Origin of the sequence: Shewanella sp. SM73 (assembly GCF_025653795.1) — a bacterium.
In the GTDB taxonomy this organism is placed as follows: Bacteria; Pseudomonadota; Gammaproteobacteria; order Enterobacterales; family Shewanellaceae; genus Shewanella; species Shewanella oncorhynchi.
In genome coordinates, this window is record NZ_JAKKRY010000013.1 from 20,628 (window position 1) to 47,281 (window position 26,654).

The window sequence follows — 26,654 nt, forward strand, 5'->3', positions numbered from 1 at the left end:
AAGTGACAATGATTGAAGTTTTATCCTTAAAACATACAGTAAACTTCCTCCGCCATGCACTGCCTATTAGCATTATGTCGGCAGTGTTAGTGCTGGGCTCGCTGATATCGCTCGCAACTAATGGCGTTAACTGGGGTCTTGATTTCACTGGCGGTACTGTTGTTGAAATGGAGTTTACTCAGCCGGTTGATTTGAATGCGCTGCGTGTGCAACTGACGACGCCAGATTCCGAAGGTGCGATCGTGCAAAACTTCGGTTCTAGCCGTGACGTACTTGTACGTTTACAGGTGAAAGAAGGCGTTAAGAGCGATGTGCAGGTTAAGTCTGTCATGGAAGCCGCACAGAAAGTTGACCCACAAGTGCAGCAGAAGCGTGTTGAGTTTGTTGGCCCACAAGTGGGCAAAGAACTGGCAGAGCAAGGTGCATTGGCGGTATTAGTTGCGCTGATTTGTATCATGATCTATGTGTCGTTTCGTTTCGAATGGCGCTTAGCGTTTGGTTCTGTAGCGGCACTGGCGCACGATGTCATCGTGACCTTAGGTGTGTTTTCGTTATTCCAATTGGAATTTGACTTGACCGTATTGGCGGGCTTGTTGACGGTGGTGGGTTACTCACTTAACGATACTATTGTGGTATTTGACCGTATCCGTGAGAACTTCCTTAAGCTGCGTAAGAGCGATCCTGAAGAAATAGTTAACATTTCAATCACTCAAACTATGAGCCGTACCATTATTACAACGGGCACGACTTTGGTGACTGTTGTGGCCTTGTTCCTTAAGGGCGGCACTATGATCCATGGCTTTGCGACTGCATTGCTGTTGGGGATTTTTGTGGGTACTTATTCCTCTATCTATGTGGCGAGCTTCTTGGCCGTTAAACTGGGTATCAATCGTGAACACATGATGCCAGTTGAGATTGAGAAAGAAGGCGCAGACCAACCTCCTATGATGCCTTAAAGGTTAATTTGGAGTTAAAAAGCCACCTATGAGGTGGCTTTTTTTTGCATCAATTTTGAGGCGTATCTGACATTCTGCTAGCAAACTCACAAAGTTATAGTCAGTTATGCTGTAAAAAGTGAATGTTAATTTATTTAACAACTGATGTAAAAATCAGCGCTCGACAGCCTCGGCTATTTAGCAGTAGGATGTCGGCAACCCATATTCTAGAGAGTTGTAGCCGTAGGATGTCGCATGGAAGAACGTAAAGTGTTAGTTGCTGGTGGTAATTTATTGCAGGCCCACACATGGAAAGGTTTATTGGAGGCCTGTGGCATTCATGTTGAACTCAGAGGTGAAGCGTTATTAGGCGGCATTGGTGAACTCCCTACTGGGATGCAAAACGTCGAGTTATGGGTAGGTGAGTCCCAATACGCGTCGGCACAAGTTCAATTGAATGCGTTGGATGTTGAAAGTCCGCAATGGCAGTGTGTGCAATGCCATGAGACTAATGAAGGCAGTTTTGAGCTTTGCTGGCAATGTAGCTCAGAGCGCAGCGAAAGCCACAACTAGCCTTTCACTGGCAACCTTCTCAGCTTTGCGGTGAGGCTGAAAGATTGCGTCTGCAGGATGAGAAGATTACACTTTGCTGATAAGCTGACATTCATTATGTCATTCAATATCTTATCTAGGAGTTAGTGATGCAGCATCCCAATGCATTTTCCGCCCTTGTTGACGCTATTCTGCCTAATATCACTGAAGTGACAATCGAAGCTTATCAGGCCGATGACCGCTGGCACCTTGTTGATGTGCGTGAGGATCGTGAGTGGCTGCAAGATCATTTACCCCAAGCGAAACATTTAAGCCGGGGTATTTTAGAGCGTGATATCGAAGCGCGTTTCCCCGATAAAAATACACCCATATTACTCTACTGCGCGGGTGGTGCGCGTTCCGCCTTGGCTGCCCATAATCTGCAACTTATGGGTTACACCCACGTTGCCTCTATGATTGGTGGCTATAAGGGCTGGGTACAGCGTCAACTGCCAGTGGTGCAGGACTAAGCGTTCAGGATCTCATCTAATGCAATATTTTCCCTTGTTTGTCGATACGGTTAATTTGAATGTTCTACTGGTGGGCGCGGGCGATGTGGCTAGCCGTAAGTTAGCACTGCTGACACGTACCGAAGCCAATATCCACGTGGTAGCGCCAGAGGTGAACCCAGAAGTGCAACGTTATGCAGATGCTGGCCGTATTTTGTTATCCCAGCGTGAAGTCGTCCATGCCGACATTCAAAATTATGATTTGGTGTATTTAGCTACGGCAAACGACAGTCTTAATGCCGAGTTAGCGACCTTAGCTACTGCGCGTGGTATCTGGGTTAATGCTGTTGATAATCCCGCCTTTTGCCGCTTTATCACTCCTTCTATTGTGGATCGAGGTCGTTTAGTGGTCGCGATCAGCACTGCGGGCGCAGCACCAGTATTTGCACGCACGATTCGCTCGCGTTTAGAATCTAGTCTACCGCAGTCACTCAAACCGTTATTCGATTTTGTCGCCGATAGACGCGTCGAAGTACAAGATAAACTCGATTCAACCTCGAAACGCCGCTTATTTTGGGAGCGTTTTTTTGATACCAATGGTGACCGTTTCGATAGTCGTACCACTGAGCATTACCATAATGCGTTTAATAACTTAGTCAGCCGCGGCGAAATCCTTTTGTTGGATGATGCAACGTCTGTGGACTTATTGCCGCTCGCCGCCATGCCGCTATTGCAGCGCCTCGATTGGATATACAGCCAAGGCGATTTGAGTGTCGAACTCGCTGAACTTGTTCGCCGCGACGCAGATCGCGGTTTTTTACCCGCTTTCAGTGAATTGAGTCAACAGTATGAGCTGGGTACGCGCATGCTACTGGTAGCGGATACGCAAAAAATCAGCTTGTTGAAAGCCCATTTTCCCATGGCTAAACATCTGCGACCCGGAGCGATTTAATTTCTTACCGATTCAGCCTTAGGTTCGATTTAACCTTCTGTTCAATTGCACTTTATGTTCGATTTCATGGGCGTATTCTATTGTTCGTTTGAGCTAATGCCGAGTCTCAGGTAGACTCGGCAGCCTTATTTTAGGATTTCGCTGTTTCAGGATTTCACTCTGCATTTAGGATGACTATGGCCCTCAAGGCGACCGTGTTTAAAGTCAATTTACAGATAGCCGATATGGATCGGAATTATTACCAAGACCATCAATTGACGCTTGCACAGCATCCTTCCGAAACCGATGGCCGCATGATGGTGCGTTTACTCGCGTTTATTGTGAATGCCAGCGAAACCTTAAGTTTTAGTAAAGGTCTGTGCGTCGATGACGAGCCAGAGCTATGGGACAAAACCCTATCCGGTGAAATTGAGTTGTGGGTTGAGTTTGGTCAGGCCGATGAAAAATGGCTGCGAAAGGCCAGCGGCCGTGCCAAAGTCGTGCAGCTCTTTACCTATGGTGGTCGCAGTGTACCGATTTGGTGGAAACAGAATCAGCAAGCGTTAGAGCGTTATCAGAATTTAAAAGTGTGGAATATTGTCGAAGAGTCCGTCACGGCGATGGAGGCCTTTGTTGGGCGTAATATGGCATTGCAAGTTTCGATTAGTGAAGGCCAAATTTGGTTATCGGATAATGAAACCAGCGTGTTGATTGAGCCTGAAATCCTCAAAGATATTGAATAACATGTTTTGTAAAAAAAGAGCCTGCAATTGCAGGCTCTTTCCGTTTATCACTTTTAAATATCAGTAAGAGTATCGATTTTGATTTATTTGAAGCTCAGTTCCCAGCTATCGATATAACCAACATCACCACGGCCACTGTCTACGGCTTTTAACTTCCATACGCCGTTCGAATTAGCACCTGTCATATCTGCGGTATAGCTCTTATTGATATTGTCTGCACCAAGACCTGTGTTGTTATGCAGGGTAACCGTTTTTCCTGAAGGGCTGATCAGCTGCACTTTTAAGTCACCAATGTAAGGGTGGACTATGTTCACGACTGCAGTCACAGTACTTGAATCACCTGTGCGAGTAACCGTGATTGGGCTAGTGATCCCCGCCGCTTTGTTATCAGGAATATTATAGTTATCAGTATTGCTATAGCTCGTTGGCGTACCGCCGCCATTAGACGCTGTGTAGTTCGCCGTTAACGACACACCAGTGAAAGCCGAATCGCCTTTCACCATGGCATAGTAAGTGCCTGATTGTACGTTGGTGATTGGACAAGACTCACTATTGCCACTTTTATACGGACGGCAATCGTAATTAGTGGTGGTTGGCGCCGCGCCATATTGCACATACAAGTCCGCATCACCTGTGCCACCGTTCATCACAAAGCCTAGGTTCGTTGCACCTGCTGGAACTTCAAATGAAAAATGTAATTCTTCACCTGTTGCGCCTGCTAAACCTGTTTTCGCCACACCGTTCACCAGAACACTATCGCCCGGTTCAGTTGGATCGACAGGACCCGTTGGACCAGTACAAGATGCGTCTAGGAAGGCTTTTGCTGCAACTGCATTAACTAAACCGTAACCATAGTAGTTGTCACGACCTGCAGTTCCGAGATCTTCGGCGGTCATTTTCAATGCGTTACGGACTTGCGCCGCACTACATTCTGGGTGGTAGCTCCACACTAAGGTCGCAACACCTGACACATGCGGTGTCGCCATAGATGTACCATTGTAGTACTCGTAATCTTTATTGCCTTGGTTGCTGACAGTGACTGTGGCGCCCAGTTGATTGCGCAGTGCTAAGCCTGTTGCACGATCAACAGATACAGAAACCATATTGATTTCGTTGTTAGCATCGACAAGGAAGGGGTTTTGTAAGCCGGGTAATGCCGCGTTACTGTAAACAATCGTCGCACTGGCACCTGCATTCTTACAGGCTTTAGCTGCGTTAATTTCAGGGTAGCTAGTGCCTTGATTACCAACACGTTCCACTAAACAAATCTTATTGGTCATGTTGCCGCAGTTGAAGCTTGTGCCGCTAACGGTACATTCTGCCAAAGTTGCAGTGCTGGTACCGTTAAATGGTGCGGGGACATAGCTGCTACCAGAAGGTATCAGGCGATTGTGCGGTACGACACCTGAGTCAAAGTAAGACTGATTGCCGATAGTGATATCGGCTAAACGGCCTTCGCCACGGGTAACAGTCGATAGAACTGCTTCACCAGGGCCAGATATTTCCACTTGGTTGGTGTATTGGGAGAATGCTGAGTGGTCTTTATGGCTATCCACAGAGGCGACAGACATGACGCCATCGTAGGATGCTGGGTAGCTGTGAGTGCTATTCCCATCGTTACCCGCAGCAGCAATCAGGAGAACACCATTATTATAGTGGGCGGCCAGAGCGTTACGCTCAGTGGTGCTAGAACCTGAACCACCTAAACTCATAGTGACAACATTGGCGCCGTTGGTGACACAAGTGTCTACGGCAGCGACTAAGGATGAAGAGTAGCCCCAGCCAGATTCATTAAACACTTTGATCACATGAATATTGGCATTTTGATTTGGCATAACGCCGATCACGCCATCATTGTTGGCAATCGCCGCAATCGTCCCCGCAACGTGGGTACCGTGGGCGTTATTATTGCCCGGCTCAAACCAGTTACCCGTGCCTGAGTTATTGGTCCCTGTGACATTGTTGCCACCTAAGTCGCTGTGACTACGGTCGTAGCCTGAGTCGATAATACAAATAGTGCGGTTGCCCGTTTGGCTGTCGCTTAGCTGGGTTGCTCCCACAAAAGTTTGGCCCCAAGGCGTACTTTCACTTAGAAAGCGGCGTGGCATATCTTCTTCGACATATTCCACATCAGCACGGGTTTTTAAGGCATTGATCCCTTTGGCATCGAGTTTCACCGAGTAACTGTTACTGCGGCCGATACGCTTCATTTCCTTCGCTTGTACTTTATTTAATGCGGTATGTTGGGCACTGATTTCAGCCATTTGTGGCTGATAATTCATTGTGGTTGGTAGCGTATCTGTTGTCGCGTCATTGAGTGACTGCAGATCACTCGTTGATTGCACACTATTGGCTGACATGATGGCCGCGGCATCAGTGTTTTTAAACTTCACAATGTAACGCTTTGGCAGTGGGGAGGTTTGTGCTTGTAATGCTGCGGCAAAACCTGGGGCTTGTGGTGCTGCTTGTACACCAGCTGAGATCGCAATAGCTAAGCTTGAAAGGCTTAACGCTATTTTAGTGGTTCTGTTGATTGTCATGTTCTTCTTCCATGGTCAATTTAGTGTTAATCATTATTATTTTATGTTTCATAAGAATAACTACGACTCAGATGCTACTCGGTTAGTGAATTTATCTGCGACCACGTCATTTGTAAATCAATTGTTAACAGTATGGCGGTTGGTAAGTGTTTAGATTTAATAGGCATTTATAGTGCATATAAATTCAAGTTGTAACGATTTGTAACCAAATTTTATTAAAATATTTGTTTTTTTATGTGATAAACGTGAATAAGTGAATACGAATTTACGACTTCATATGAGGGCTTTTGATTGATTTTACCGTTATCAATGTATTGAAATTTATATATATATTTTTTTGTAATTAAAAATAACAAAAACAAACTTTAAGTTTTCATCATAATGATAATATTTTCTCAAGTGATTGATTATGCGAAATTGTTGCAAAAGGCTGTCAATAGGGTGGCAGTTGCCAATTGATTGACGACGGCTAATATCTCGGTCAGTTTGAAATAACTGGATTGCAACGTTGTACTTTAAAGTACGTAGGTAACACGTTTAGCTATTTGGGCTTATGTACCGTGTTACCAAGTATTTTTGAATATCAATATTTTGCATAGGTAATCTTAGGTATTTTGAGATCCACAATCTTCCGTTATAGCACTGCTCCATTATCTGTTTGTCATGGCTAACAAGTTCATTTAACCGTTATAAGACTTCTGAAAGTGATAAAAAGGTGAATAAATATCGCTGCTTAGTGGCATAGCAAAAAAATTAAATTTCCAAGCTTATGATACAGATGATTCCGTAACAAATAGATTAATGTGTTGAGCACAACTTTTTGCGTATTGAGAGCCATATTTTATTTATGGATAAGGAAGGTTAAGTATTGTGTGACCACTTCAGTTTCCATCGTTTCAGGATGATACTCGTGGTGAACGTTAATAATTTTTTTGATCCAATGCAGGTAGTTTTTTCAGTTCTAATCTCTAATCCTGCATACGCATTTATTCTTGAATTAGGTGTAGAAACGGGGTTTTTATATTCATGATATCCGATTTTTATACTGTTTATTTGCACTAAATTAATGACTTTGATCAAGTTTCAAAGGAAAAAATAAAAATATTTGTGCACCTGTGCCATCCTTACATTCGATTAACATTTTTGACATGACTTATGTTTTACAGCTCGACATAATAGGTTTGGAACCCGCACATGCGCGTTTTGTCGAATGTTATATTTTAGGAAGCTGATAACTAATATGTAGTTAAAAATACGCATTTTTACTGGCCTTAAAGACTGTATAGGTCTTATGAGATAAACGCGTATGAGTACTTTACAAGATGTCTGCTTGCTATTTTACTTTTCAAACTTGAAAGGAAATCATATGCGACATAAAAATGTGTTTAGCCTGTTTTTGGTCGGAACGCTCTTGATCTGCGGTGACACTTTAGCAGCAGGTGGCGGTGGCGTGCTGGTAGACCCTGGTGCCATGGAAGGTAAGCATTTCGATCCCAAAGGTAAAATGCCGTCGACGTTTACGGTCGAACTGCAGAATGGCCTGCGCAAGAGCCTGCCTTTTGAAGATAAGCGTGATTTCGAGGAAGCCAAGAAGGGCTTCATTGTCGCGCCATCCTATAAGCAAATTATGGCCGAGGCTGGCAACGTGGCTTGGGATATGGGTAGTTACGAATACCTACTGCAGGGCAAGGATTTTGATAGCATCCACCCTTCGTTGCAACGCCAGGCCATCTTGAACATGGCTTATGGCCTTTATGAGGTGGTTCCGGGCAAGATTTATCAGGTCCGTGGTTTCGATCTTGCCAACATCAGTTTTATCAAGGGCGACACGGGTTGGATCGTGTTTGATCCGCTGACAGCGAAGGAAACTGCCGCAGCAGCGTTGAAGTTAATCAACGAAAAACTCGGTCCTCGGCCAGTAGTCGCGGTGATCTATTCGCACTCACATCTGGACCATTACGGTGGTGTACGCGGTGTAATTGACGAGGCTGATGTCAAGAGTGGCAAGGTGCAAGTCATCGCGCCGAGTGGCTTTATGGAACATGCTGTTTCCGAGAACGTTTACGCAGGCAATGCAATGATCCGCCGTTCATTCTTTCAATACGGCGTGCTACTTCCACGTAGCCCGTTTGGTCATGTTGATCAATCAATTGGGAAAAATACCGCTTCGGGTAATACAGGTCTAATTCAACCGTCAGGCTATATAGAAAAAGACTTCGAGACGCTGACCGTCGATGGGGTCATTATGGAGTTCCAAAGTACTCCTGGCACCGAAGCGCCTGCTGAAATGAATACTTGGTTCCCGCAGCTAAAAGCGTTTTGGGCTGCAGAGAACATCACCGGTACCATACACAATATTTACACCCTGCGTGGCGCATTAGTGCGTGATGCACTGGCTTGGTCCAAGCACATCAATGTGGCACTGTATCGTTACGGTATTGAGGCCGAATACATGTTCGCTGCACATAGTTGGCCACGTTGGGGTAACGGACGCATACAGGAAATAATGCGCACCCAGCGTGATGCTTATGGTCACCTTAACAACAACGTACTGCACCATGCGAACAAAGGTGTGACGATAAACGAAATCCACAACGTCTATAAACAACCTAAGAGCCTGCAAGTACAGTGGGCGGCCCATAGCTACCACGGTTCTATCGAGCATAACAGCCGTGCTGTGATGAACAGGTACCTTGGTTACTGGGATGCAAACCCCGCGACTCTGATGCCGCTTTCACCCAGAGAATCAGCACCGCTTTATGTCGAGATGATGGGTGGCGCTAAGAAGATAATGACTAAGGGTAAGCAACTGCAGGATCAGGGTAAGTATTTCGAAGCTGTTGAGATCCTCAATAAATTAGTCTACGCCGAACCTGAGAATGTTTCTGCCAAAGACTTGTTGGCAGATGTCTATGAGCAGATAGGCTATCAGAAGGAAAGCCCGAGCGTGCGTAACAGCTTCCTGGCTGCAGCCTATGAACTACGTCATGGTCAGCCAAGTGGTGTGCCACCCAAATCTAGCGGTCCGGATACCATTCGCGGTATGACCACTGAGCTTTGGTTGAATTTTATGGGTATCAGCATGGATAGCACCAAAGTGGAGGGAGTCAAGGCTGTCATTAATCTGATCACGCCTGATAATGGTGAGATGTTTATCGTTGAGCTAAGCAATTCAACACTGACGAACATCAAGGGACAGTTGGCTAAGAATCCGGATCTGACTATTAGAGTCAACCGTGTTGACCTAGAAACCGTTATGGGGGGGAAAGCAACATTTGAGCAGTTGATTAAGGAAGGTAAAGTTAAGCTTGAAGGTGACCGCAAGCCGTTTGATTTGCTGCGGAGTTCTTTGGTTAGATTTACTCCTAGTTTTGAACTTTTGCCTGGTACCAAGGCCATTAAACCTCATCAAGATCTTGCTAAAGACCCGTTTGAAGTTCAAGAGCCCGGTAATTCTTCGGGGGGCTGATGCGTCTTCTCTCTCATCCTTTTGCAAGAATGTAGAGCGTTGAGGTTCACTTCCCTGCTTACAATAGGTTGCAGCGGTGTCAATGCACCAGTGCTGCAATCTTAAGGTGATTTATTTTTGTGCAAACTGCAGGTTAACGACATCTTTTTGTGTTTTAAATCTGCCACTCATTTTTAGGATGGATTATGTGTCTCTTCAAAAATGATTGTGGGTAGGTGCTTACTTATTTACCTCTGCGTAATTTCGATATTCTATTTAGACAATAAAAAAGCGCCTTAGGGCGCTTTTAGCCGTTAAACCTTGAATGACTAGAGCGAGGTGACAGTGCTTAAGTGATTAACGCTTGCTTCCCCGCACTAGAGCCTATTCGATGGCTGTGAATTACTTAGCGGGCGTTTTTTGCGCTTCAACTAAGGTGGAGTAACCGCCACCATTATAGGTTTGAGTGTATCCAGCAGCGACTAAGTCTTCGGTTGCGATACTGCTACGTCGACCACTGCGGCAATACAAGATAACAGGGGCATCTTTGGCGATGCCGCGCTTAGCAAACTCCTCTGCCACTTGCTCAAAGGGAATATTTACCGCATTGGCTAGATGACCTTCGGCAAATTCTTCGGGCGTTCTGACATCGAGCACCATAGCACCTGCAGCAATTTTATCTAATGCGATTACAGGGTCTTGGTCGGCGGCGCTGGCTATCATGGGCATTAGCAGCAGTGGCATGAGTACTAGTGCTTGCAAGCTTAATTGGGCTAAGCGCATTAGACTTTGGCCACGGGTTTCGAGGTTGTGGGTCACTTTATCTCTCCTTGACGGCTTTTCGGCACGCTTGTATTAGCCAAGCGTGTACTTGCTCACCTAACTCTTAACTCTTATCTTAACTCTTAAGTAGTGACTGTATGTGGCTTAGCTTTGTTTAGCAATTTCAGCCTCTGATTTTACACCCAATTTGCGTAAAACCATGGCGGCAGGACAAAAACCGGTAAAAGCACTTTGGAATAGGTTAGCGCCAACAAATGCGGTTAACCACAGAAAGTTGTGGTGCACATAGGCGGTTAACACCAGTGACAGTAACACCATCAATCCAGCAAAAGCCATAATACTGCGTTCTAATGACATACCTTACTCCTTGAAGCCATCTTGGTGATGGCCTTTGTTGTGGTTAGTTTTGTGTTTGTGTTTGTATCTGAACAGTATTCATACGGTTTTTCATGGCCGTGTAGTACAGCACAGGGATGACAACTAAGGTCAGTATGGTCGAGATAAAAATACCAAAGATCAGACTGATCGCTAAGCCATTGAAAATCGGATCATCAAGAATAAACAATGCCCCTATCATGGCTGCAAATGCAGTCAGCATGATAGGTTTAGCTCGCACGGCGCCAGAGTGGATCACTGCCCGCTCAAAGGGCACACCGGATGCGGTTTCTTGATTAATAAAATCGACCAATAATATCGAGTTACGCACAATAATCCCCGCCAGCGCTATCATGCCTATCATGGACGTCGCGGTGAATTGCGCTCCGAGCAGGGCATGCCCAGGCATTACGCCAATCACAGTCAGTGGAATTGGCGCCATGATGATAAGCGGCACCAGATACGATCTAAACTGCGCGACCACCAATAAATAAATCGCAATCATACCGACTGCATAGGCGATACCCATGTCTCTAAAGGTTTCGTAGGTGATTTTCCATTCGCCATCCCAGAGCACGGCGACTGAGTCTAACCCTGTGGGTTGGTGAATATAATGCTGATCAAAACCTAAGCCATCGGCGCCATCGATTTTGCCCGCCATATCGAACATGCCGTAGAGCGGGCTGTCCAGTGGTCCCGACATATCGGCGACGACCATGATCATAGGGATCATATTCTTATGGATAATTGGTGCATCGATTTTGCCGCGTTTGATGGTCACCAGCTCAGAGACAGGCACAGATTGCCCCGTTTGGCTCAGTAACTTCATATTCAGCACTTGCTCTAAATCGACTTTCGCGCCTTCGTTTAATTGCAGGCGGATCGGTATCGGTTGTTTTTGCTGGGCTTGATGTAAATAGCTCACATCTTTGCCGCCAACTGAGGTGGCAATCAAGTCGACAATATTGCTGTAGGGCACGGCCATCAGGCTGGCTTTACTGCGGTCGATCATCACTTGCCATTTTTGCTGGGCGGCGGGCAAGAAAATATCGATATCGACCACATCTTTGGTTTCATGGAACAGCGCCTGCATCTCATATGCGGCTTGCTCGCGAATAGCGGGACTTGGGCCATACACTTCTGCAACTAGCGGCGACCACACTGGCGGCCCTGGTGGCACTTCAACCACTTTGATATTGGCTTGATATTGCTCGCCAATTTGCTGCAGTTCGTCTCGCACCGATATCGCTATGCTGTGGCTGTCGCGCTTGCGGTGTTTCTTATCCACTAGGTTCACTTGGATGTCGCCAAGCTCTTGGCTGTGACGCAGGAAATAGTGGCGCACTAAGCCGTTAAAGTTCATTGGCGCGTTAGTGCCCGCATACAATTGCAGATGCTCGACCTCAGGGACGGTTGTTAGGTAGCGACTCAAATCCTGCAATACTCTTTGTGTTTGCTCTACGGGAGTGCCTTCTGGCATATCCACCATCACTTGAAACTCGGACTTATTATCGAAGGGCAGCATTTTAAGCACCACGAGCTGACCGACAGGGAGCGCGACGGCGATGCCGATTAACACAAATACGCCGGCAGCCAGTCCCACTCTTGCCTTACGGGCATTTTTACCCAGCAGGAAAGGACCAATTAAGTGAGTAAAGAGGCGCACCATCTTAGTTTCAGCTTCATCCTCGTGCGAGGCTTGGGCAGTATCGTGTTGGTCATTATGTTTCAGCAGTTTACGACTGAGCCAAGGAGTGACCACAAATGCCACAACGAGGGAAATTAACATGCCCATACTGGCGTTGATGGGGATCGGGCTCATGTAAGGCCCCATTAAGCCCGATACAAAAGCCATCGGCAGCAAGGCTGCGATAACAGTAAATGTCGCCAGAATCGTTGGGCCACCGACTTCATCGACCGCCACAGGGATAAGCTCACTAAAAGACTTTTTGCCGAGTGCCATATGCCGGTGGATGTTTTCTACTACGACTATGGCATCGTCGACCAAGATGCCGATGGAGAAAATCAAGGCGAACAAGGACACGCGGTTTAAGGTAAATCCCCACGCCCAAGAGGCGAAAAGGGTGATCGCTAGCGTGATAATAATGGCCACGCCCACGACTAAGGATTCGCGTGCGCCCATGGTTAAAAAGACCAGCACGACTACGGCGCTGGTGGCAAAAATCAGTTTTAAAATAAGGGTATTAGATTTATCCGCCGCGGTTTCGCCATAGTTACGTGACACTGTGACTTCGACATTTGCCGGGATCAACACATTGTCGACTTTAGCAATCCGCTCAATCACACTGTCGGCGATATCGACGGCATTTTGGCCTGCTTGTTTACCAATTGCGATTGTAACGGCGGGATAAATGTCGGTTTTATCTGCGTGCCAAACGCTCTGTTTAGGGATATCACTTTTTAAGCTGATTTCGGCAATATCCGCCAAATAAATCGGAATATTCTTGCCTTGTTTATCTTGATAGACACTGACGACTAATTGCTTGAGATCGTCGATGGATTGTAAAAACTGCCCAGCCTGAACTTTAATCTCTTGATTGCCTTGCACTAAGGATGCAGGCATAGAGACCATATTATTGTCATTCAGGCTTTGTCTTAACTTATCGTAGGTCAGATTAAAGCTGTTCATCTTGGCGGGATCGATACGTATGTTGGCCACCATATCGTGCTGGCCAACGGTATCTATTTCGCGAGTGCCGGGAATACGCTTAATTTCGGTTTCTAATCCAAGGGCGACATGGGTTAGCTGCTCAGCCGACACTTGCCTGTCCTTAGACCACAAGGTCAAACTGACAATGGGCACATCATCGATGCCGCGGGGTTTAATTAGCGGATCGCCCACGCCAGCGCCCCTTGGCAATTTATCCATATTGGAATAAATCTGGTTGTATAGGCTGACGATGGCATCATTGCGCCCGACGCCGACCTTAAAGATGACGATGATCAGCGCGCCATCGGGTTGGGAGAACGAGTACAGAGTATCTATGCCTTTGATTTCGGAGATCACTTGTTCCGCTGGCAGAGTGACTAAGTTTTCAACTTCCGTGGGTGTCGCGCCGGGAAAAGGGATAAACACATCGGCAAAGGTGACATCAATTTGTGGCTCTTCTTCTTTTGGCGTGACCAAAATAGCGAATAAGCCAAGTAAGAGCCCAAGAAGTGCTAATAGTGGCGTGATGGCGCTATTTTGAAAGGCAGCGGCAATTCGTCCGGAAATCCCAAGTGTGGTTTGTGGTACTGGAGCATGTTTCATAAAACAACCTCGACAAAGCTTAAGTCGCTAGGGAATTTATTGCTTCTTGCTGAGCAACACTTGGTAGGCATCAACGGCCACCTTGTCACCTGACTTAAGGCCCGCAAGCACTTCTACCTCGCCATCTAAGGGCTCAGTGACACGGACTTGGGTCAGCACAAAGGCTTCGCCTTGTTTAAGGTAAACACTGCTCAGTTCGTTCATTGTGAGTAGTGCAGAGGCGGGCAGTTGGATTTTTTCCCGATCGCCATTTTTAAAGGAAGCTTTTGCCCAAGTACCAGGTTGAAGATTGGCTTCATTTTCTGGCAGATTAATTCGCACTTGATAACTGTGGCTGACGGGATCGGCGAAACTGAAAATCGTGAGGTCGGTTGAGGTGAACTCGCGCCCATCACTTAAACGGACGAGAAATTCGGGGGAATTTTTAAGTTGGTTAATGTAACGCTGTGGCACTTGGGTAATGGCGCGCATTTGACTCGCGGAAAACCCTGAAAGTAGTGCTTGTCCTGGGCTTACGGTTTCGCCAAGTTCGACAAAACGCTCAGTGACTATGCCACTAAAAGGCGCTGAAACGACAGTGTATTTTAAGGATTCGTTGGCTTTGATGACACGGGCTTGTGCTGCACTGACGGCTTGTTCTGTTGCTTTAGCATTGGCGGTGGCTTCATCCATCGCGCCCTTAGAAATCGCGCCTTGGGGAAATAGCTCTTTATAACGTTTGTATTGTGCCTGAGCTTCGACATTTAAAGCCTTCGCTTTGGCTAGATCAGCCTCAAAGCTTGCCAGTTCAGCGCCTTGCTCTTTACTGGTAATTTCCAGTAGGGCGGCTCCTTCGGGGACGACATCGTTAACATCGTAGTTGAGTTTGACAATTCGACCAGAGGTTTGCGCCGATACCGTCGCCGCTTTTACTGCTTCAATAGTGGCGTCTAAGGTGACCCAATTCGGATAGGGTTTATTTAAGACTTCGATGGTTTCGACTGAGGCAGCCTGAGCTTGAGTACTGGAAAGTGCCAGCAGTAAGAAAAAAGCACGAGAAATTGATGTCATAACTTATATCACCCCAGATGTAATTTATGAGAAAATTCTAATGGAGTTGTTTTCAATAGGCAATCAATATTTATTAGAAAAATTTAATGTAGTGTTTTTACCTAATTTAGGAATAAGGAATAAGGCCTATAGCGCCTTATTCCTCGTGCTTCAGAGTTTCAAATTAAACCTAAAGTTTAGTCATTTAAATAATAGGTTAGTGTGGAAACGATGCGAATTTGTTTAATGTAAGGCGTGCTGCTGTCGCGGTCTGAAATAGTGAACTGGCCTTGACTCGCACTTTTAATTTTTCCGAGGCGAGAATCCGAATCCTTAGCAAATTTTTCAGCCACTTCGCGGGCATTTTGAGTCGCTTCTTGCACCATGATAGGTTTGACTGAGTTGAGATCGGTAAACAGAAACTCAGTGCGATTATCATAATCTTGGCTGGCGATCGCTATACCTTCTTTTACTAAGTTAATCATTTGCTTACGGGTGTTCAGCATGAGATCAATTTGTGGGGTATAAACCGATAGGTTCACTTTTGCCGAGTAACGGTATCTGACGTTGGGATCGACATAACCTTGGGCTTGGCGATCTTCAATTGAAGGCAAAGAGACAGTAATTTCGCTGTCGCTAAAGCCTTGTTCCTTTAAAAACGCCACAACACGATCGGTTTTTTGCTGAACCGTCTCGTAGAGTTTAGGCAGATTGTTATCGACCTCAGTGAAATTGATTGGCCAAATTGCCACATTGGCTTTAACTTCTTTTTCCGCTAAGCCCTTTACCGTGACAGTGCGTTCCATGGCTTTCATTTGCAATAGTGCTGAGCTTGCTGTCTGGCCTACATAAACAAGTCCAGCGCAAAGGAAACCACCTAACAGTAGGGCAGGAAGGATGTTACTTTTTTCCATAAAAAGAATCTCTTGATTAGATGAACTCAGTCTACGATACCGAATAAACCTCAGTCATGCACTGGGTTTATTCGGAATAGATGCCGCTTAAGGCAGGGGGGATTATGTTGAGAGATGAGTTTTGAAATATCTGTTTAAAGCATTTATTTTTCAGGAGGAATCGCGCTTGGCTGCCATAATTCGACTTTATTGCCATCAGGGTCAATAAACCAGCCAAAGCGGCCAAATTCTGAATCTTCAATACCACCAATCGGTTGACCGCCACCTTGCTCTACTTGTACGAGGGCTTGCTCTAGATCGTCAACGACAAAGTTGAACATAAACCCTTTATCTGAGGGGGCGAAATAGTCCGTGCTATGGGCGAAAGGAGTCCAAACATGGTAGCCAAGAGTTGATTTATCTGTGTGATAAAACGCGGCGCCGCCCCAGTTTTCAATGGGGACTTGAAGATGGGTTTTGTACCAAGTTGCCAAGGCAACGGGATCGACACTTTTAAAGAAAATTCCACCGAGTCCAATGACTTTAGCCATAGCCGTAGCTGCGTTTACAGGAGTATGAATTAACTTTAGGCAATAAATGCTTAAGATACAAAAAAGCCGCAAAAAATGCGGCTTTTGGTGTTAGGAATTTATCTTAGAACTGGTAGCTGTATTGAACTGAGTAGTACATACCACTTGATTCAGTAATAGCATTAACAGGGCCTGCGATTGCGCTGTTTTCGATCAGGTGAACTTCTTCACCTTTAATATAAGCGATACCAAAGTCAACAGTGTTTTGTGGGTTGATGTGGTAGCTCATACCCGCTGTGTACCAGTTACGGTCAGAGTCTGGGAATGAAATAGAGCTGATTTCGTCCACAACGCCTTGGTCATGCATATAACCTGCACGTACAGTAAATTGCTCATTGATAGTATAAGTACCACCTAGGCTGAATAACCATGAATCTTTCCATTGGTATTCTTTCAGAGCAACGTCGCCAGCTTGCAGTTGAGTACCTGCACCCGCTTGACCTGGAATAATAGTGGCTACGCCATCTTTAGCCGTGATTTGTTCAAAGTTGCTCCACTGGGTGTACTGCGCAGTGTAGTGCACTGCAAACTTAGGTGTGAGCTGATGGAAACCAGCAACTTGGAAAATATCCGCAAGGGGTACGTCTAAGCTGTCAAAGCTTGTCGCTAGTGCTGTTTTTGGACCTAAACCAACGGCAGATAGATCTTTAGTGCTGATCGTGTTGATATCACCTTTAACATTCACTGTTGGGCTGAAGCGGTAACTGATACCGAAACGGTTATCTTTATCTAATTCAATCGTGGCACCAAGGATACCACCGAAGGCCCAGCCATCAGCGTCGACGTCAACTAAAGGCGTAGTACCCATGTTACGGGTTAAACGACCTTCACCGTAAATGGCATCAATACCAGCACCGATACTGAACATGTCATTAATACGGTATGAAAGGCTGGTGTTAAAGTTAACCGTTGTTACTTCTGTTTCGCCAAGCAGATCATAAGGTGCTGGTGAGCCTGCTGGCAAACTCTTTGAAAGTGAGCTGGCATCGGTACCGGTACCAAAGTTAGAGAAAGCGGCAAAACCTACGGCGAACTTATCGTCGATGGGGTGGATGTAGAAAATATTAGGGATAATTTTAGAGCTACCCGCGTCATCGATGCTGCCTAAGTCAACGGCACCACCGGCAAAGTTAACATCTTTAACATCAACAGTAATATCGGCATAAGTTAAGCCGAAGGAGATCGCATCTTTATCGAATAATGCCATAGCAGCAGGGTTACGTGATAACACAGAAGCGTTATCGGCAATAACCGCATCACCCGCAAATGCACGGCCCATACCAGTTGCTGATTGGCTGTTTAGTTGAAAACCTGAAGCTAAGGTTTGTGTGCTTGCTAATGCGACAGAAACGGCAATGAGTGTCTTGTTGAATGTTTTCATTATTATTCTCTCTATTTTTTATAAGTATTGGATTTTTATTCGGTCCTAGTCCGCCGAAAGTATTTAAATCCATTTATTAGTCTCCGGCATCTTATGGATTCAATGTACCCTCAACAAGTCCGACCAGAAGTGAAAAATGTTAATTTTCAGTTAATTGAAAGTCTTTAAAACAAGAGTGATACTTTAGTATGCTTGAATGGTCTGGCCAGATGCTTGATATGAAGGGCTTTGGGTGCTGCTATGGGTTTCAATTGAAGTTAACGGTTTGTAATGGTGTGTAGGGTATTTAAAAGGATACAAAATGTAAAAAGCGCACACTTGTGCGCTTTTTAACATATGGAAGCATATCTAGATTAGAGTGCAGACTTAAATTGTTCGAACTCTATTGTTACTTTTTCACTTGGAGCAGAGAATTTACTGACTAAAATACCCGCAATAGTCGCGAATATAAACCCAGGAAGGATTTCATATACTTCAAAAATGCCACCAGTGAGTTGCTTCCAAATCACCACGGTTAATGCACCGACAATAATAGTGGCGATAGCGCCATTACGGCTATATTGCTTCCAAAACAGGGATAACAAGACTACGGGACCAAAGGCCGCACCAAAGCCTGCCCAAGCATAACTCACTAGGCTAAGTACGCTACTTTCAGGATTGAGTGCTATCACACCTGCAATCACAGCGATAGCGAGCACGCCTAAACGACCTACCATCATTAGCTCGCGATCATCGGCCTTTGGGCGCAACCATTTACGGTAGAAATCTTCGGTGATGACACTTGAGCAGACTAAGAGTTGTGAGTCGATAGTACTCATGATTGCCGATAAAATAGCGGCGATTAATAGCCCACCAATCCATGGGTTAAACGCCGCTTGAGCTAAATGGATAAATACCGTTTCAGAATTGGCTAATGGCTCTTTGGCGAAATAGAGCGAGCCTGCGATACCTGTGGCTAACGCGCCAATGAGAGATAACACCATCCAGCTCATGGCTATACGGCGTGACAAGGGCAGGGCATCGGCACTGCCTATCGCCATAAAACGCGACAAAATATGTGGCTGACCAAAATAACCTAGGCCCCATGCGAGCAAAGATAACATGCCGATGGCAGTGGTTTTGTCATTGACCAATGCCAACATTGCGGGATCAATCGTTTCAATACCTGCATGGCTTTCGGGGTGAGCGAAAACGGCGAAAGGGACAATCAATAGGGCGATGAGCATTAAACTGCCTTGGAAAAAGTCAGTCCAACACACGGCAAAGAAACCGCCAATAAAGGTGTAACCGACTATGATGGCCGAGCCAATCACTAGGGCTGCGGTGTAATCAAGCCCAAAGACTTTCTCAAACAAAATCGCGCCACCGACCATGCCTGAGGAGGCATAGAAAGTAAAAAACACCAGAATAGTGATTGCGGAAACGAGCTTGAGATAGCCTTGGGTATCGTGGAAACGTTTCTCGAAAAAATCCGGTAAAGTGAGGGCGTTATCGGCGAGTTGGGTATAAATGCGCAGTCGCTTGGCAACAAATAACCAGTTTAGCCAAGCACCAATAATTAATCCTACGCCAATCCAGGCTGCACCTAAGCCGCTTAAGTAAACTGCGCCGGGTAACCCCAGTAACAGCCAACCTGACATGTCAGATGCACCCACGCTGAGTGCGGTCACTGCGGGGCCCATTTTGCGGCCACCTAAAATATAATCATCAACAGTATCGGTAGCACGGTAAGCCCAAAAACCTATGCCCATCATCAATACTAAGTAACCAACAAATGTGATTAAAATCGGGGTTTCAATCGTCATCTTGCCTTTTCCCATCTTTTTATTATTAAAAGTGGCAAGCATGCTACCAGATGTTTGAACGTGCGCCCATTAGCAGATGTAAGTGTGATTGAAATCTAACCTCCGATAACATGAAAATATCGGAGATTGATTTTTAAATGCAAATTATAACAATAGCTTAAATAAATATATTCTTGATTTCGTCTTTTATATAGCTAAGGTCAGCTTGAGCCTCACCTATGAGCAAAATAAATGCATCGGGCGTTTCAAAGCCCATCCCTTGATATTTACCGTCGGCGAAGGTTTTATCCAACACCATACGTTTCTCGAGTGGCACGATAAAGAGTGTCACCTTACTTTGTTCGCCCTGAAGTACTAAGTGCAGGCTTTTTACCCCTTGAAAATCGCAATAAGAGGTGTAATACACTTTGCCCGGTTGTTGGGTAAATTTGGCATTGCCAAAGTCTTTTATCGACGCAAGCTGGGCATTGACTTGACTAAAATTGACATTTTGATCGACATGCAAGGCAATATCTTCATGGTAGACATGGGCCAGTGCATGTTCAGCCAAATCAATAGGCCCTAAGCGTAATAGGCTGAAGCTGATCCCTACCACAAACGCAACCGAGGCTGCCATGGCCACTAAAAAAAACGTTTGCCGGCGCTGTTTATGGTGCTGTTGTAACTGCTGACGCAAAATGAGTTTGTCGGCGAGATCCTCAGCCACATCTACTTTCAATGCGTTGCTCAGTTTGGCATCAAGGTTTTTAAGCTCATTGATTAGGGCTTGGTTTTCTGGCTTGGCATTGATCTGCGCCAGAAAGTCAGCATCTTGATTATGAGGATCTTCATAAGCTTGACGTCTAAATTTAAGCTCATCCATTGGATTGACCTCTCACATCATTCTTCTCAAGTAATTCTTTCAATTGGCTCCTCGCCCGAAATAAACGCGTCATTACGGTGTTGCGATTGAGCTCCATCAGCTCGGCGATTTCATCGCCGCTAAAGCCACCAATGAGCTGGAGTAAGAGTGGTTCACGGTATTCGATATCCAGCTTGCCAATTTGTCGACGGATCAGATATTGCTCGGTCTGCTCTTCACTGCTATTGGAGATATTGTCCTCTAAGGTATCTTGCTCAACGTCGGAATAATCGAACTGTTTACGCTCGAAACGCCGCGCATTTTCACGCCTAAGAATCGTGATCAGCCAAGCTTTCGCCGCTTTATCATCCTTGAGGGAATCCAAAGAGCGCCACGCCCGCAAGAAGGTTTCTTGGGTAATGTCTTCAGCCACGTGCTTATCGCCGCATAACCAATAGGCGTAGCGGAAAATGTCTGCATGTAGCGCCTTGACTAGGCTGTTGTATCGTCGTTGTTTGCTTAGCATGTCAGAAGAGACCGCGGGCTCGACGGATTTCTTGCGCCAGTTAGCAAACATTTTTTATCTTTGGGCTTTTTGGCGGAATATTTAGCATGGTAGCACTCGCTTCTTTGTCATTAACCCCATCATTTATTTAGGATTCAGTGGGCTTAATGGCGCTGATTTTGGGTTTGAATGTTTATGCTCACAGGCCTTAACCGCGTTAAGTAAGGCGGTACATTCGGCGCTTAAGTGGCTATTTGTATTGTTAGAATTCGCACTGCTCGTATTAGCACTGTCAGTATGGTGGCTCTTATCGGCCTTCGCACTGTAGGCTTTGATTTGCAGTTGCTGTATCGCTGCTGCCAGTTGTGGTGACTGCTCAGCAATCTTATCTAATGTCATAGGCGTTTGCTGTAACTCACTGAAATATCGCTGCAATTGCAACATAATTCGGCTTACATCGCCACTGGCGCAGGCTTGCTCTAATCCTTTCAAGCCGGAGGCAGTCACTGATTGTGCTGAACTGATTGAAGAGTTTACTGCAATTGGGGCGGCCGTTTGATTTTTTAAGGCGCGGCGCCAAGCGACTAAGGTGATAATCCAAGCGACTAGAGTGACTAGCCATAGCGCAGCAAAAACCGTGGTTAGCCAAGACCAGCCCTTATCGGCCGCGGAGTTGGTTTCCCATGTTGGTTGAGCTGGCGTATCACTGACAGCACCACCTTCAACGATTATGGTACGTGCGGGCAGCGTTGCAGTTTCTTGACGTTTAAGGCGCGGATTCCACCAAGGCACTTTGATTTCGGGCAAGGTAAAGGTGCCCGCTTTGCTGGGAACGATTGCCGAAGTAATACTGTACTGCGAAACAATTTGTGCATCGCGCACAAAGGTCTGCCGCTGGGGTTTTTCTGGGTATGACTTAAGCTCATCGGGCAGAGTTTGCACTATATCAGGCAGACTATTTTCATCGGCATTGGAAGCCAACAGCGTAATAGTGCGGGTGATAGGGCTACCGACGGTAAACTTTTTAATATCCTCAGGGAAGTTTTCTTTTAGCGCTACTAAATCGGCAACCAGCCATTGGCCTTGGAAGCTTGTTGGTGCGGGATTCACTTGAACTGTCAGTGAGGGCGCGCCTGCTTGCATTGGGCGGCTTTCATTAAAGCCAAACATGCCGCCGCGGCGTTGGGATTCTACCAGCACATCGCCAGCAAAGGTTGCACCTTTGATATTCACTTGGCCGGGCAAATCGGGAATGATGCCATAGGTGCGTTCAATCACGCGGTAACGTCGGCCATCGACTATCTCTGAACCATCCCTATCTTCACCGATTTGTTTGATCTGTGCGCCTTCGATTACAGGTGCACTCAATACGCCCCTTTGTAATTCTACCGCCAGATAGAGTTTCACCTTGTAGGTAATGAGCTGCCCAACATAGGCTTCGTCGGTTGAGACTTTGGCGTCAATGAACAGATTGTTCATTTGCGCGGGCTGGCTACCGGTTTCGACCACTTTGAGAGGAATAGGCGATGAGCTGACGCCGTCAATACTAAAGGCTGGAATGGTTAACTGGCCTTGTTGTTTTGGCGCGAGCAGTACTTGCCAGCGGGTTTCTTTGACCGCATCGAAGTTCATGATTTGCGTGCTGCGGCTCACGCTAGTACGGCCGACAATAAAATCTTTCAGTAGGGCGGACGTGTCTAGCTTTCCGGTATCGACTTCGTCATCGACACTGATGTTGAGCACAAAGTATTCGCCCTCCATCACAGGGTTGCGATCGACCGAGGCCTCAATTTTGCTAAGTGCAAAGGCGGGATGAGCGACTCCGATGGCAAGGAGTAGCAGGATAAAAAATTGTCTCGTCACCACTGTTCGTTATCCTTTGATATTTGGCCATTTTGACGGCGTTTTTGATATTCCAACTGCATCTTGTTGCGCAGTAACACTTGCGGGTCTTCACTCACGCCCCTCAGTGCTCGCTGCATTTCTGCGGGCAGTGGCTCGCTATTGGTTGGCGGTGCCTCTACCGATTCACTCATAGCAGCCTCTTGTTTATCTCGCGTATTTTGCTCTGGAGCTTCTTTGGCGGCAACGCTTTGCTTTTCCTGTTCTGCTGACTTTTGCTCTTCAGCATCGGCTTTAGCCTGCGCTTGCATCTTAGCTTCATTTTCTACAGGTGAATTGTCTACCGGCTCATTTTCCTGCTGAGCTTCATTCTGCTTGTCCTGAGCATTGCCATTTTGCTTATCTTGCTCAGACTGTTGCTCATCCGTTTTTTGCTGTTCAGGGCTTTGATCCGCGTCGGCATCGTCCTGTTGATCCTGAGACTTTTGTCCCGCTTGATCTTGCTTATCTTTCTGAGCGCTATCTTGGTCAGATTGCTGTTTATCCTGCGATTTTTGGTCACCGGATTGTTGGTCGCCAGACTGTTGAACACCTGATTTGGGATCACCGGACTGCTGATCGCCTTGTTGATCTTGGTTCTTATCCTGTTGCTCGTTTTTACCTTGCTGTTGTTGCTGTTCCTGCAATAACTTTTCAGCAAGTTCAAGGTTGGCCTTCGCCGCAGGGAAATCAGCTTGTTTCTCAAGCGCGGCTTGATAGCGCTCCTTGGCCTTATCGGGTTTACCGAGTTGCATCAACGCATTGCCTTGATTGTAGAGGCCTTGGGCTGAGCTATCTTGCTCGAAGGTTTTTAGTGCTTGCGCAAAATCACCGGCTTTGTATTGGGCGCTGCCACGCCATTGGGGCGACTCAAACTGCTTAGCGGCGTTTGCGTAATCTTGGGATTGATAGGCCTGCATCGCTTGTTGATCTGTTGTTTTCCACACATTGTCCCACACACTGGCATGGGCTGGCTGAGGCACAGCCGCGAGCAGTAAGCTGCCAGCAAGAGTGACAAATCCAACACTGGCCACGATTCCTTGTCTAAAGCTGAAAAGGGCGGGTAGCAGTAATAATAAGGCGAGGTAAGGACCGAGATCCTGCCAAGTTTCACCATCAAGATCTGTGGCTTTCGCATCGCCAGCATCGCTTAACCATTGCTGTAATTGGGCGAGATCATTACCGTCGGTGCGATTCTGGATCAGAACGCCTTTGTTATTCACGGCCAGTTTTTGTAGCAGAGCGAAATCAGTGCTGGCCACAACGACTTCGTTGCTGCTGTCGCGTTGTAATTGTCCATCGGGTAGACGGATTGGCGCGCCTTGGCTGGTGCCAAAAGCGACGACAGCGAGGCGATATTGGGTGCCACTTAATGCCGAGTTAGCCTCATCAAACTGGGCAGCAGTTATGCCATCTGTCATCAGGATAATATCACCGCGAATATGCCCACCTTGAGCCAGTAGCGTTTTGGCTTGGGTCAAGCCTGCCGCTAAGTTTGAGCCACGAACGGGCATGATCTCAGGACTTAAGGTCGGCAGTAAATTGAGTAATGTGCCGGTATCACGGGTTAATGGGCTGATAGTAAAGGCATCGCCGGCAAAGGCGACTAAACCTGTTTCACCTTCTTTAAGATTACGCAGGAGATCCGTTGCCCTAAATTTGGCTTGGGTTAACCGATTCGGCGCAAGATCGGTGGCGAACATAGATACGGACATGTCCATCACCAGTACGCGGCCTTGCTCGGCGGCAAACACAGGTAAGGATTGTTTATTAACGGCAGGTCCGGCGAGTGCCAAGGTCGCAATCAACCAAGTTAAGGCTAATAAATGCAACGGACGGCGGGATTTCTTATTGCCTTGGGTGACCAATATCTTGGCTAAGTGCGGCGCAATATAACGATTCCAAGCGCTGTGGCTCTCGTGTTGCCGCCATAAACTCAACAAGGCTAAGGCTAGCGGCACTAGGGCGAGTAGCCATTCGGGACGAATAAAATGTAGGCTCATTATTTGATGTTCCCCTGTGAAGTGGTTGCGACAGAGGGTTTAACGCGGCGCGCTGCAAAGAGTGGTAATTGACCTAAGGCAATCCACAGACTCGTCAGTAATGCCAGTGCCAGCGGCCAGTAGAACAGATCTGCCTGCGGACGATAGCTTAACTGGTCGCGACTCACAGGTTCGAGTTTATCGATTTCTTGGTAAATCTGGTCTAGCTCTTGGCTGTTACGGGCGCGAAAATAACGGCCGTGGGTGACGTCGGCGATATGCTTAAGTTGGTTTTCATCCAGATCCATCGAAGGATTAACCCGCTCGCGGCCAAAGAGTGTGCGGCGCTCCATTACATCTGCGCCCACACCAACAGTATAAATAGTAACTTTACGATTAGCGGCAATTTGCGCTGCTTGTTCAGGTTCGATATTGCCAGCGTTGTTAGAGCCGTCGGTCAATAAAATCAACACTCTATTACTCTCGTCCATTTTATCGAAGCGTTTTACCGCTAGAGCGATAGCTTCACCTATGGCGGTTTGCTTACCGACTAAGCCAATTTGTGCTTCTTTTAAAAATTGCGCCACTGAACGTCTGTCTTGGGTCAGCGGCGCCTGTAAATAGGCGTGATCGGCGAAGAGAATTAAACCGATACGATCACCTTTGCGGCGCTCGATAAAGTCACTGACCACGTGTTGGATCAAGGTAAAACGGTCGACGGTTTTGCCATTCACCACCATGTCTTCAATCTGCATACTGCCGGATAAATCCACCGCCATCATCAAATCGCGGCCTTGGCTTGGCAGTTCGATAGGTTCACCAAGCCATTGAGGACGAGCAATAGCGAGCACTAACAGGCACCACATCAGCCAGTAGCGTTTGCGACTCTGGCGTGTGTTGGCCGCTAAGCTTTGTTTACCTGTTTGGCTTATTCCGGGTAATTGCAGCCGGCCACCATCCACTTGTAATGTGTGTTGGCGCCAAAAAATCAAAGGTAAAGGCAATAATATCAATAGCCAAGGCCATGCAATTGTTAACATTGTGCCTCCGCTTTTTCAGTGTCAGTTTGCTGGGTTGGCGCTTGGCTTTTAGCTTGAGCGTCGCCACTAGCTTGAATGTAGCCCTTAGCTTGAACAAGATTCGGCTCAGGCGCACTCAGTTTTACTTTCGATGCCAACCAAGCTTTTGCGAGTTCATGTAACTCATTGGCTTCAGCTAAGGTCAACGGCGTTGGCTGGTGACGTTTGGCCAACAAGTGGCCGATACGTTGGCGTTTAGGCGCGGGTAAATAGCTGTCTAACCAAGCCGCCCAAGCTTCGCCATTTAAGGAGGCTATTGCTTCTCTGCTGAGGTAACTCATGGCGGTGCGCTTTAATAGGGTGTTGACGTCAGAGGCATAGGAAGTCGCTTGTCTATCGAGCTGATTGAGTAACTGTTTAGCGGCTTTTTTCGGTGCGAAGTCACGGGCGCGTTTTCTTAGCCAGATAACTAAGAGTGTGATGAGGGCAATCACAAGTGCTAAAACCAGCCAATAACCGATTGCCCAAGGCCAAGCGCCGATCGGTTCGGGATGAATAATATCCTGCAGTTGAGCAAGTGCTGGATTTGGCGCCGTAGAAGGCATAGATACTGTTGCCTGTGGATTTGCTATTTCTGAATTCACTGTTGCTGGATCCAT

General features: G+C 46.6%; 22 protein-coding genes. 6 read left to right on the top strand and 16 right to left on the bottom strand.

Annotated elements, in window-relative coordinates; translation table 11 throughout:
• The first annotated feature begins 8 nt into the window (after positions 1-8).
• From secF to L5M51_RS16620, 5 genes are all read left to right on the top strand, one after another.
• Positions 9-956, top strand: a complete 948-nt coding sequence (gene secF / locus L5M51_RS16600) for a protein translocase subunit SecF (RefSeq protein ID WP_173243997.1) — start codon at positions 9-11, stop codon at positions 954-956.
• A 234-nt stretch (positions 957-1,190) separates the two neighbouring features.
• Entirely contained in the window at positions 1,191-1,508 is a 318-nt protein-coding gene (locus L5M51_RS16605) for a DUF2007 domain-containing protein (RefSeq protein ID WP_028761071.1), read from the top strand.
• Positions 1,509-1,636: 128 nt separating this feature from the next.
• Positions 1,637-1,996 carry a rhodanese-like domain-containing protein gene (locus tag L5M51_RS16610; protein ID WP_131523169.1) on the top strand — a complete coding sequence of 120 codons (360 nt, stop codon included), beginning with the start codon at positions 1,637-1,639 and terminating at the stop codon, positions 1,994-1,996.
• A gap of 19 nt (positions 1,997-2,015) precedes the next feature.
• On the top strand, positions 2,016-2,927 hold the full coding sequence (locus L5M51_RS16615; RefSeq protein ID WP_168824282.1) for a bifunctional precorrin-2 dehydrogenase/sirohydrochlorin ferrochelatase: 912 nt from the start codon (positions 2,016-2,018) through the stop codon (positions 2,925-2,927).
• A gap of 176 nt (positions 2,928-3,103) precedes the next feature.
• Positions 3,104-3,649: a YaeQ family protein gene (locus L5M51_RS16620; protein ID WP_263173801.1), complete on the top strand. Its 546-nt coding sequence runs from the start codon at positions 3,104-3,106 to the stop codon at positions 3,647-3,649.
• An 83-nt stretch (positions 3,650-3,732) separates the two neighbouring features.
• Here L5M51_RS16620 and L5M51_RS16625 read toward each other — a convergent pair whose 3' ends face one another.
• Together L5M51_RS16625 and L5M51_RS22850 are read right to left on the bottom strand one after the other, a co-directional pair.
• Entirely contained in the window at positions 3,733-6,189 is a 2,457-nt protein-coding gene (locus tag L5M51_RS16625) for a S8 family serine peptidase (RefSeq protein WP_173244000.1), read from the bottom strand.
• Between the two features lie 841 nt (positions 6,190-7,030).
• Positions 7,031-7,135, bottom strand: a complete 105-nt coding sequence (locus L5M51_RS22850; RefSeq protein WP_411569018.1) for a hypothetical protein — start codon at positions 7,133-7,135, stop codon at positions 7,031-7,033.
• Between the two features lie 360 nt (positions 7,136-7,495).
• Here L5M51_RS22850 and L5M51_RS16630 point away from each other — a divergent pair, with 360 nt between their 5' ends.
• Positions 7,496-9,658, top strand: coding sequence for an alkyl/aryl-sulfatase (locus L5M51_RS16630; RefSeq protein WP_263173802.1), 2,163 nt, complete (start codon positions 7,496-7,498; stop codon positions 9,656-9,658).
• A gap of 381 nt (positions 9,659-10,039) precedes the next feature.
• On the opposite strand, the gene L5M51_RS16635 is transcribed toward L5M51_RS16630, so the two are convergent.
• The 14 genes from L5M51_RS16635 to L5M51_RS16700 all read right to left on the bottom strand — a co-directional run bounded on the left by L5M51_RS16635 (position 10,040) and on the right by L5M51_RS16700 (position 26,654).
• Positions 10,040-10,456, bottom strand: coding sequence for a rhodanese-like domain-containing protein (locus L5M51_RS16635; RefSeq protein ID WP_263146172.1), 417 nt, complete (start codon positions 10,454-10,456; stop codon positions 10,040-10,042).
• A 108-nt stretch (positions 10,457-10,564) separates the two neighbouring features.
• Positions 10,565-10,777 carry a DUF2892 domain-containing protein gene (locus tag L5M51_RS16640; RefSeq protein ID WP_105252075.1) on the bottom strand — a complete coding sequence of 71 codons (213 nt, stop codon included), beginning with the start codon at positions 10,775-10,777 and terminating at the stop codon, positions 10,565-10,567.
• Between the two features lie 43 nt (positions 10,778-10,820).
• Positions 10,821-14,069: an efflux RND transporter permease subunit gene (locus L5M51_RS16645; RefSeq protein ID WP_263173804.1), complete on the bottom strand. Its 3,249-nt coding sequence runs from the start codon at positions 14,067-14,069 to the stop codon at positions 10,821-10,823.
• 36 nt (positions 14,070-14,105) lie between these two features.
• Positions 14,106-15,119: an efflux RND transporter periplasmic adaptor subunit gene (locus tag L5M51_RS16650; protein ID WP_212601835.1), complete on the bottom strand. Its 1,014-nt coding sequence runs from the start codon at positions 15,117-15,119 to the stop codon at positions 14,106-14,108.
• A gap of 176 nt (positions 15,120-15,295) precedes the next feature.
• Positions 15,296-16,012 (bottom strand): SIMPL domain-containing protein, encoded by a 717-nt coding sequence (locus L5M51_RS16655; protein WP_028761062.1) that lies wholly within the window; start codon positions 16,010-16,012, stop codon positions 15,296-15,298.
• 143 nt (positions 16,013-16,155) lie between these two features.
• Positions 16,156-16,542 (bottom strand): VOC family protein, encoded by a 387-nt coding sequence (locus L5M51_RS16660; RefSeq protein ID WP_028761061.1) that lies wholly within the window; start codon positions 16,540-16,542, stop codon positions 16,156-16,158.
• A gap of 103 nt (positions 16,543-16,645) precedes the next feature.
• Positions 16,646-17,962 carry an OmpP1/FadL family transporter gene (locus L5M51_RS16665; protein ID WP_263146179.1) on the bottom strand — a complete coding sequence of 439 codons (1,317 nt, stop codon included), beginning with the start codon at positions 17,960-17,962 and terminating at the stop codon, positions 16,646-16,648.
• Positions 17,963-18,315: 353 nt separating this feature from the next.
• A complete protein-coding gene (putP, locus tag L5M51_RS16670) occupies positions 18,316-19,767 on the bottom strand; it encodes a sodium/proline symporter PutP (RefSeq protein ID WP_028761059.1) in 1,452 nt (483 codons plus the stop codon).
• A gap of 157 nt (positions 19,768-19,924) precedes the next feature.
• Complete coding sequence (locus L5M51_RS16675) at positions 19,925-20,629, bottom strand: DUF3379 domain-containing protein (RefSeq protein ID WP_263173806.1); 705 nt, start codon at positions 20,627-20,629, stop codon at positions 19,925-19,927.
• Positions 20,622-21,185: a sigma-70 family RNA polymerase sigma factor gene (locus L5M51_RS16680; RefSeq protein ID WP_006085483.1), complete on the bottom strand. Its 564-nt coding sequence runs from the start codon at positions 21,183-21,185 to the stop codon at positions 20,622-20,624. Before L5M51_RS16680 ends, L5M51_RS16675 begins: the two co-directional genes overlap by 8 nt.
• A 72-nt stretch (positions 21,186-21,257) precedes the next feature.
• A complete protein-coding gene (locus L5M51_RS16685) occupies positions 21,258-22,979 on the bottom strand; it encodes a BatD family protein (protein ID WP_263173807.1) in 1,722 nt (573 codons plus the stop codon).
• On the bottom strand, positions 22,973-24,997 hold the full coding sequence (locus L5M51_RS16690) for a VWA domain-containing protein (RefSeq protein WP_263173809.1): 2,025 nt from the start codon (positions 24,995-24,997) through the stop codon (positions 22,973-22,975). Before L5M51_RS16690 ends, L5M51_RS16685 begins: the two co-directional genes overlap by 7 nt.
• The gene (locus L5M51_RS16695; protein WP_198572765.1) at positions 24,997-26,016 is read right to left on the bottom strand and encodes a vWA domain-containing protein; all 1,020 of its coding nucleotides are present in this window, start codon (positions 26,014-26,016) and stop codon (positions 24,997-24,999) included. The genes L5M51_RS16690 and L5M51_RS16695 overlap by 1 nt, the downstream gene beginning before the upstream one ends.
• The gene (locus tag L5M51_RS16700) at positions 26,010-26,654 is read right to left on the bottom strand and encodes a DUF4381 domain-containing protein (protein WP_263173810.1); all 645 of its coding nucleotides are present in this window, start codon (positions 26,652-26,654) and stop codon (positions 26,010-26,012) included. The genes L5M51_RS16695 and L5M51_RS16700 overlap by 7 nt, the downstream gene beginning before the upstream one ends.

Bases quoted from the DNA above. Each gene is read 5' to 3' on its own strand.
- L5M51_RS16700 (WP_263173810.1), bottom strand. From the start codon at position 26,654: ATGGATCCAGCAACAGTGAATTCAGAAATAGCAAATCCACAGGCAACA.
- L5M51_RS16615 (WP_168824282.1), top strand. From the start codon at position 2,016: ATGCAATATTTTCCCTTGTTTGTCGATACGGTTAATTTGAATGTTCTA.
- L5M51_RS16645 (WP_263173804.1), bottom strand. From the start codon at position 14,069: ATGAAACATGCTCCAGTACCACAAACCACACTTGGGATTTCCGGACGA.
- L5M51_RS16695 (WP_198572765.1), bottom strand. From the start codon at position 26,016: ATGTTAACAATTGCATGGCCTTGGCTATTGATATTATTGCCTTTACCT.
- L5M51_RS16630 (WP_263173802.1), top strand. From the start codon at position 7,496: ATGAGTACTTTACAAGATGTCTGCTTGCTATTTTACTTTTCAAACTTG.
- L5M51_RS16655 (WP_028761062.1), bottom strand. From the start codon at position 16,012: ATGGAAAAAAGTAACATCCTTCCTGCCCTACTGTTAGGTGGTTTCCTT.
- L5M51_RS16680 (WP_006085483.1), bottom strand. From the start codon at position 21,185: ATGTTTGCTAACTGGCGCAAGAAATCCGTCGAGCCCGCGGTCTCTTCT.
- putP (WP_028761059.1), bottom strand. From the start codon at position 19,767: ATGACGATTGAAACCCCGATTTTAATCACATTTGTTGGTTACTTAGTA.
- L5M51_RS16690 (WP_263173809.1), bottom strand. From the start codon at position 24,997: ATGAGCCTACATTTTATTCGTCCCGAATGGCTACTCGCCCTAGTGCCG.
- L5M51_RS16610 (WP_131523169.1), top strand. From the start codon at position 1,637: ATGCAGCATCCCAATGCATTTTCCGCCCTTGTTGACGCTATTCTGCCT.
- L5M51_RS16675 (WP_263173806.1), bottom strand. From the start codon at position 20,629: ATGGATGAGCTTAAATTTAGACGTCAAGCTTATGAAGATCCTCATAAT.
- L5M51_RS16665 (WP_263146179.1), bottom strand. From the start codon at position 17,962: ATGAAAACATTCAACAAGACACTCATTGCCGTTTCTGTCGCATTAGCA.
- L5M51_RS16660 (WP_028761061.1), bottom strand. From the start codon at position 16,542: ATGGCTAAAGTCATTGGACTCGGTGGAATTTTCTTTAAAAGTGTCGAT.
- L5M51_RS16620 (WP_263173801.1), top strand. From the start codon at position 3,104: ATGGCCCTCAAGGCGACCGTGTTTAAAGTCAATTTACAGATAGCCGAT.
- secF (WP_173243997.1), top strand. From the start codon at position 9: ATGATTGAAGTTTTATCCTTAAAACATACAGTAAACTTCCTCCGCCAT.
- L5M51_RS16650 (WP_212601835.1), bottom strand. From the start codon at position 15,119: ATGACATCAATTTCTCGTGCTTTTTTCTTACTGCTGGCACTTTCCAGT.
- L5M51_RS16625 (WP_173244000.1), bottom strand. From the start codon at position 6,189: ATGACAATCAACAGAACCACTAAAATAGCGTTAAGCCTTTCAAGCTTA.
- L5M51_RS16640 (WP_105252075.1), bottom strand. From the start codon at position 10,777: ATGTCATTAGAACGCAGTATTATGGCTTTTGCTGGATTGATGGTGTTA.
- L5M51_RS16605 (WP_028761071.1), top strand. From the start codon at position 1,191: ATGGAAGAACGTAAAGTGTTAGTTGCTGGTGGTAATTTATTGCAGGCC.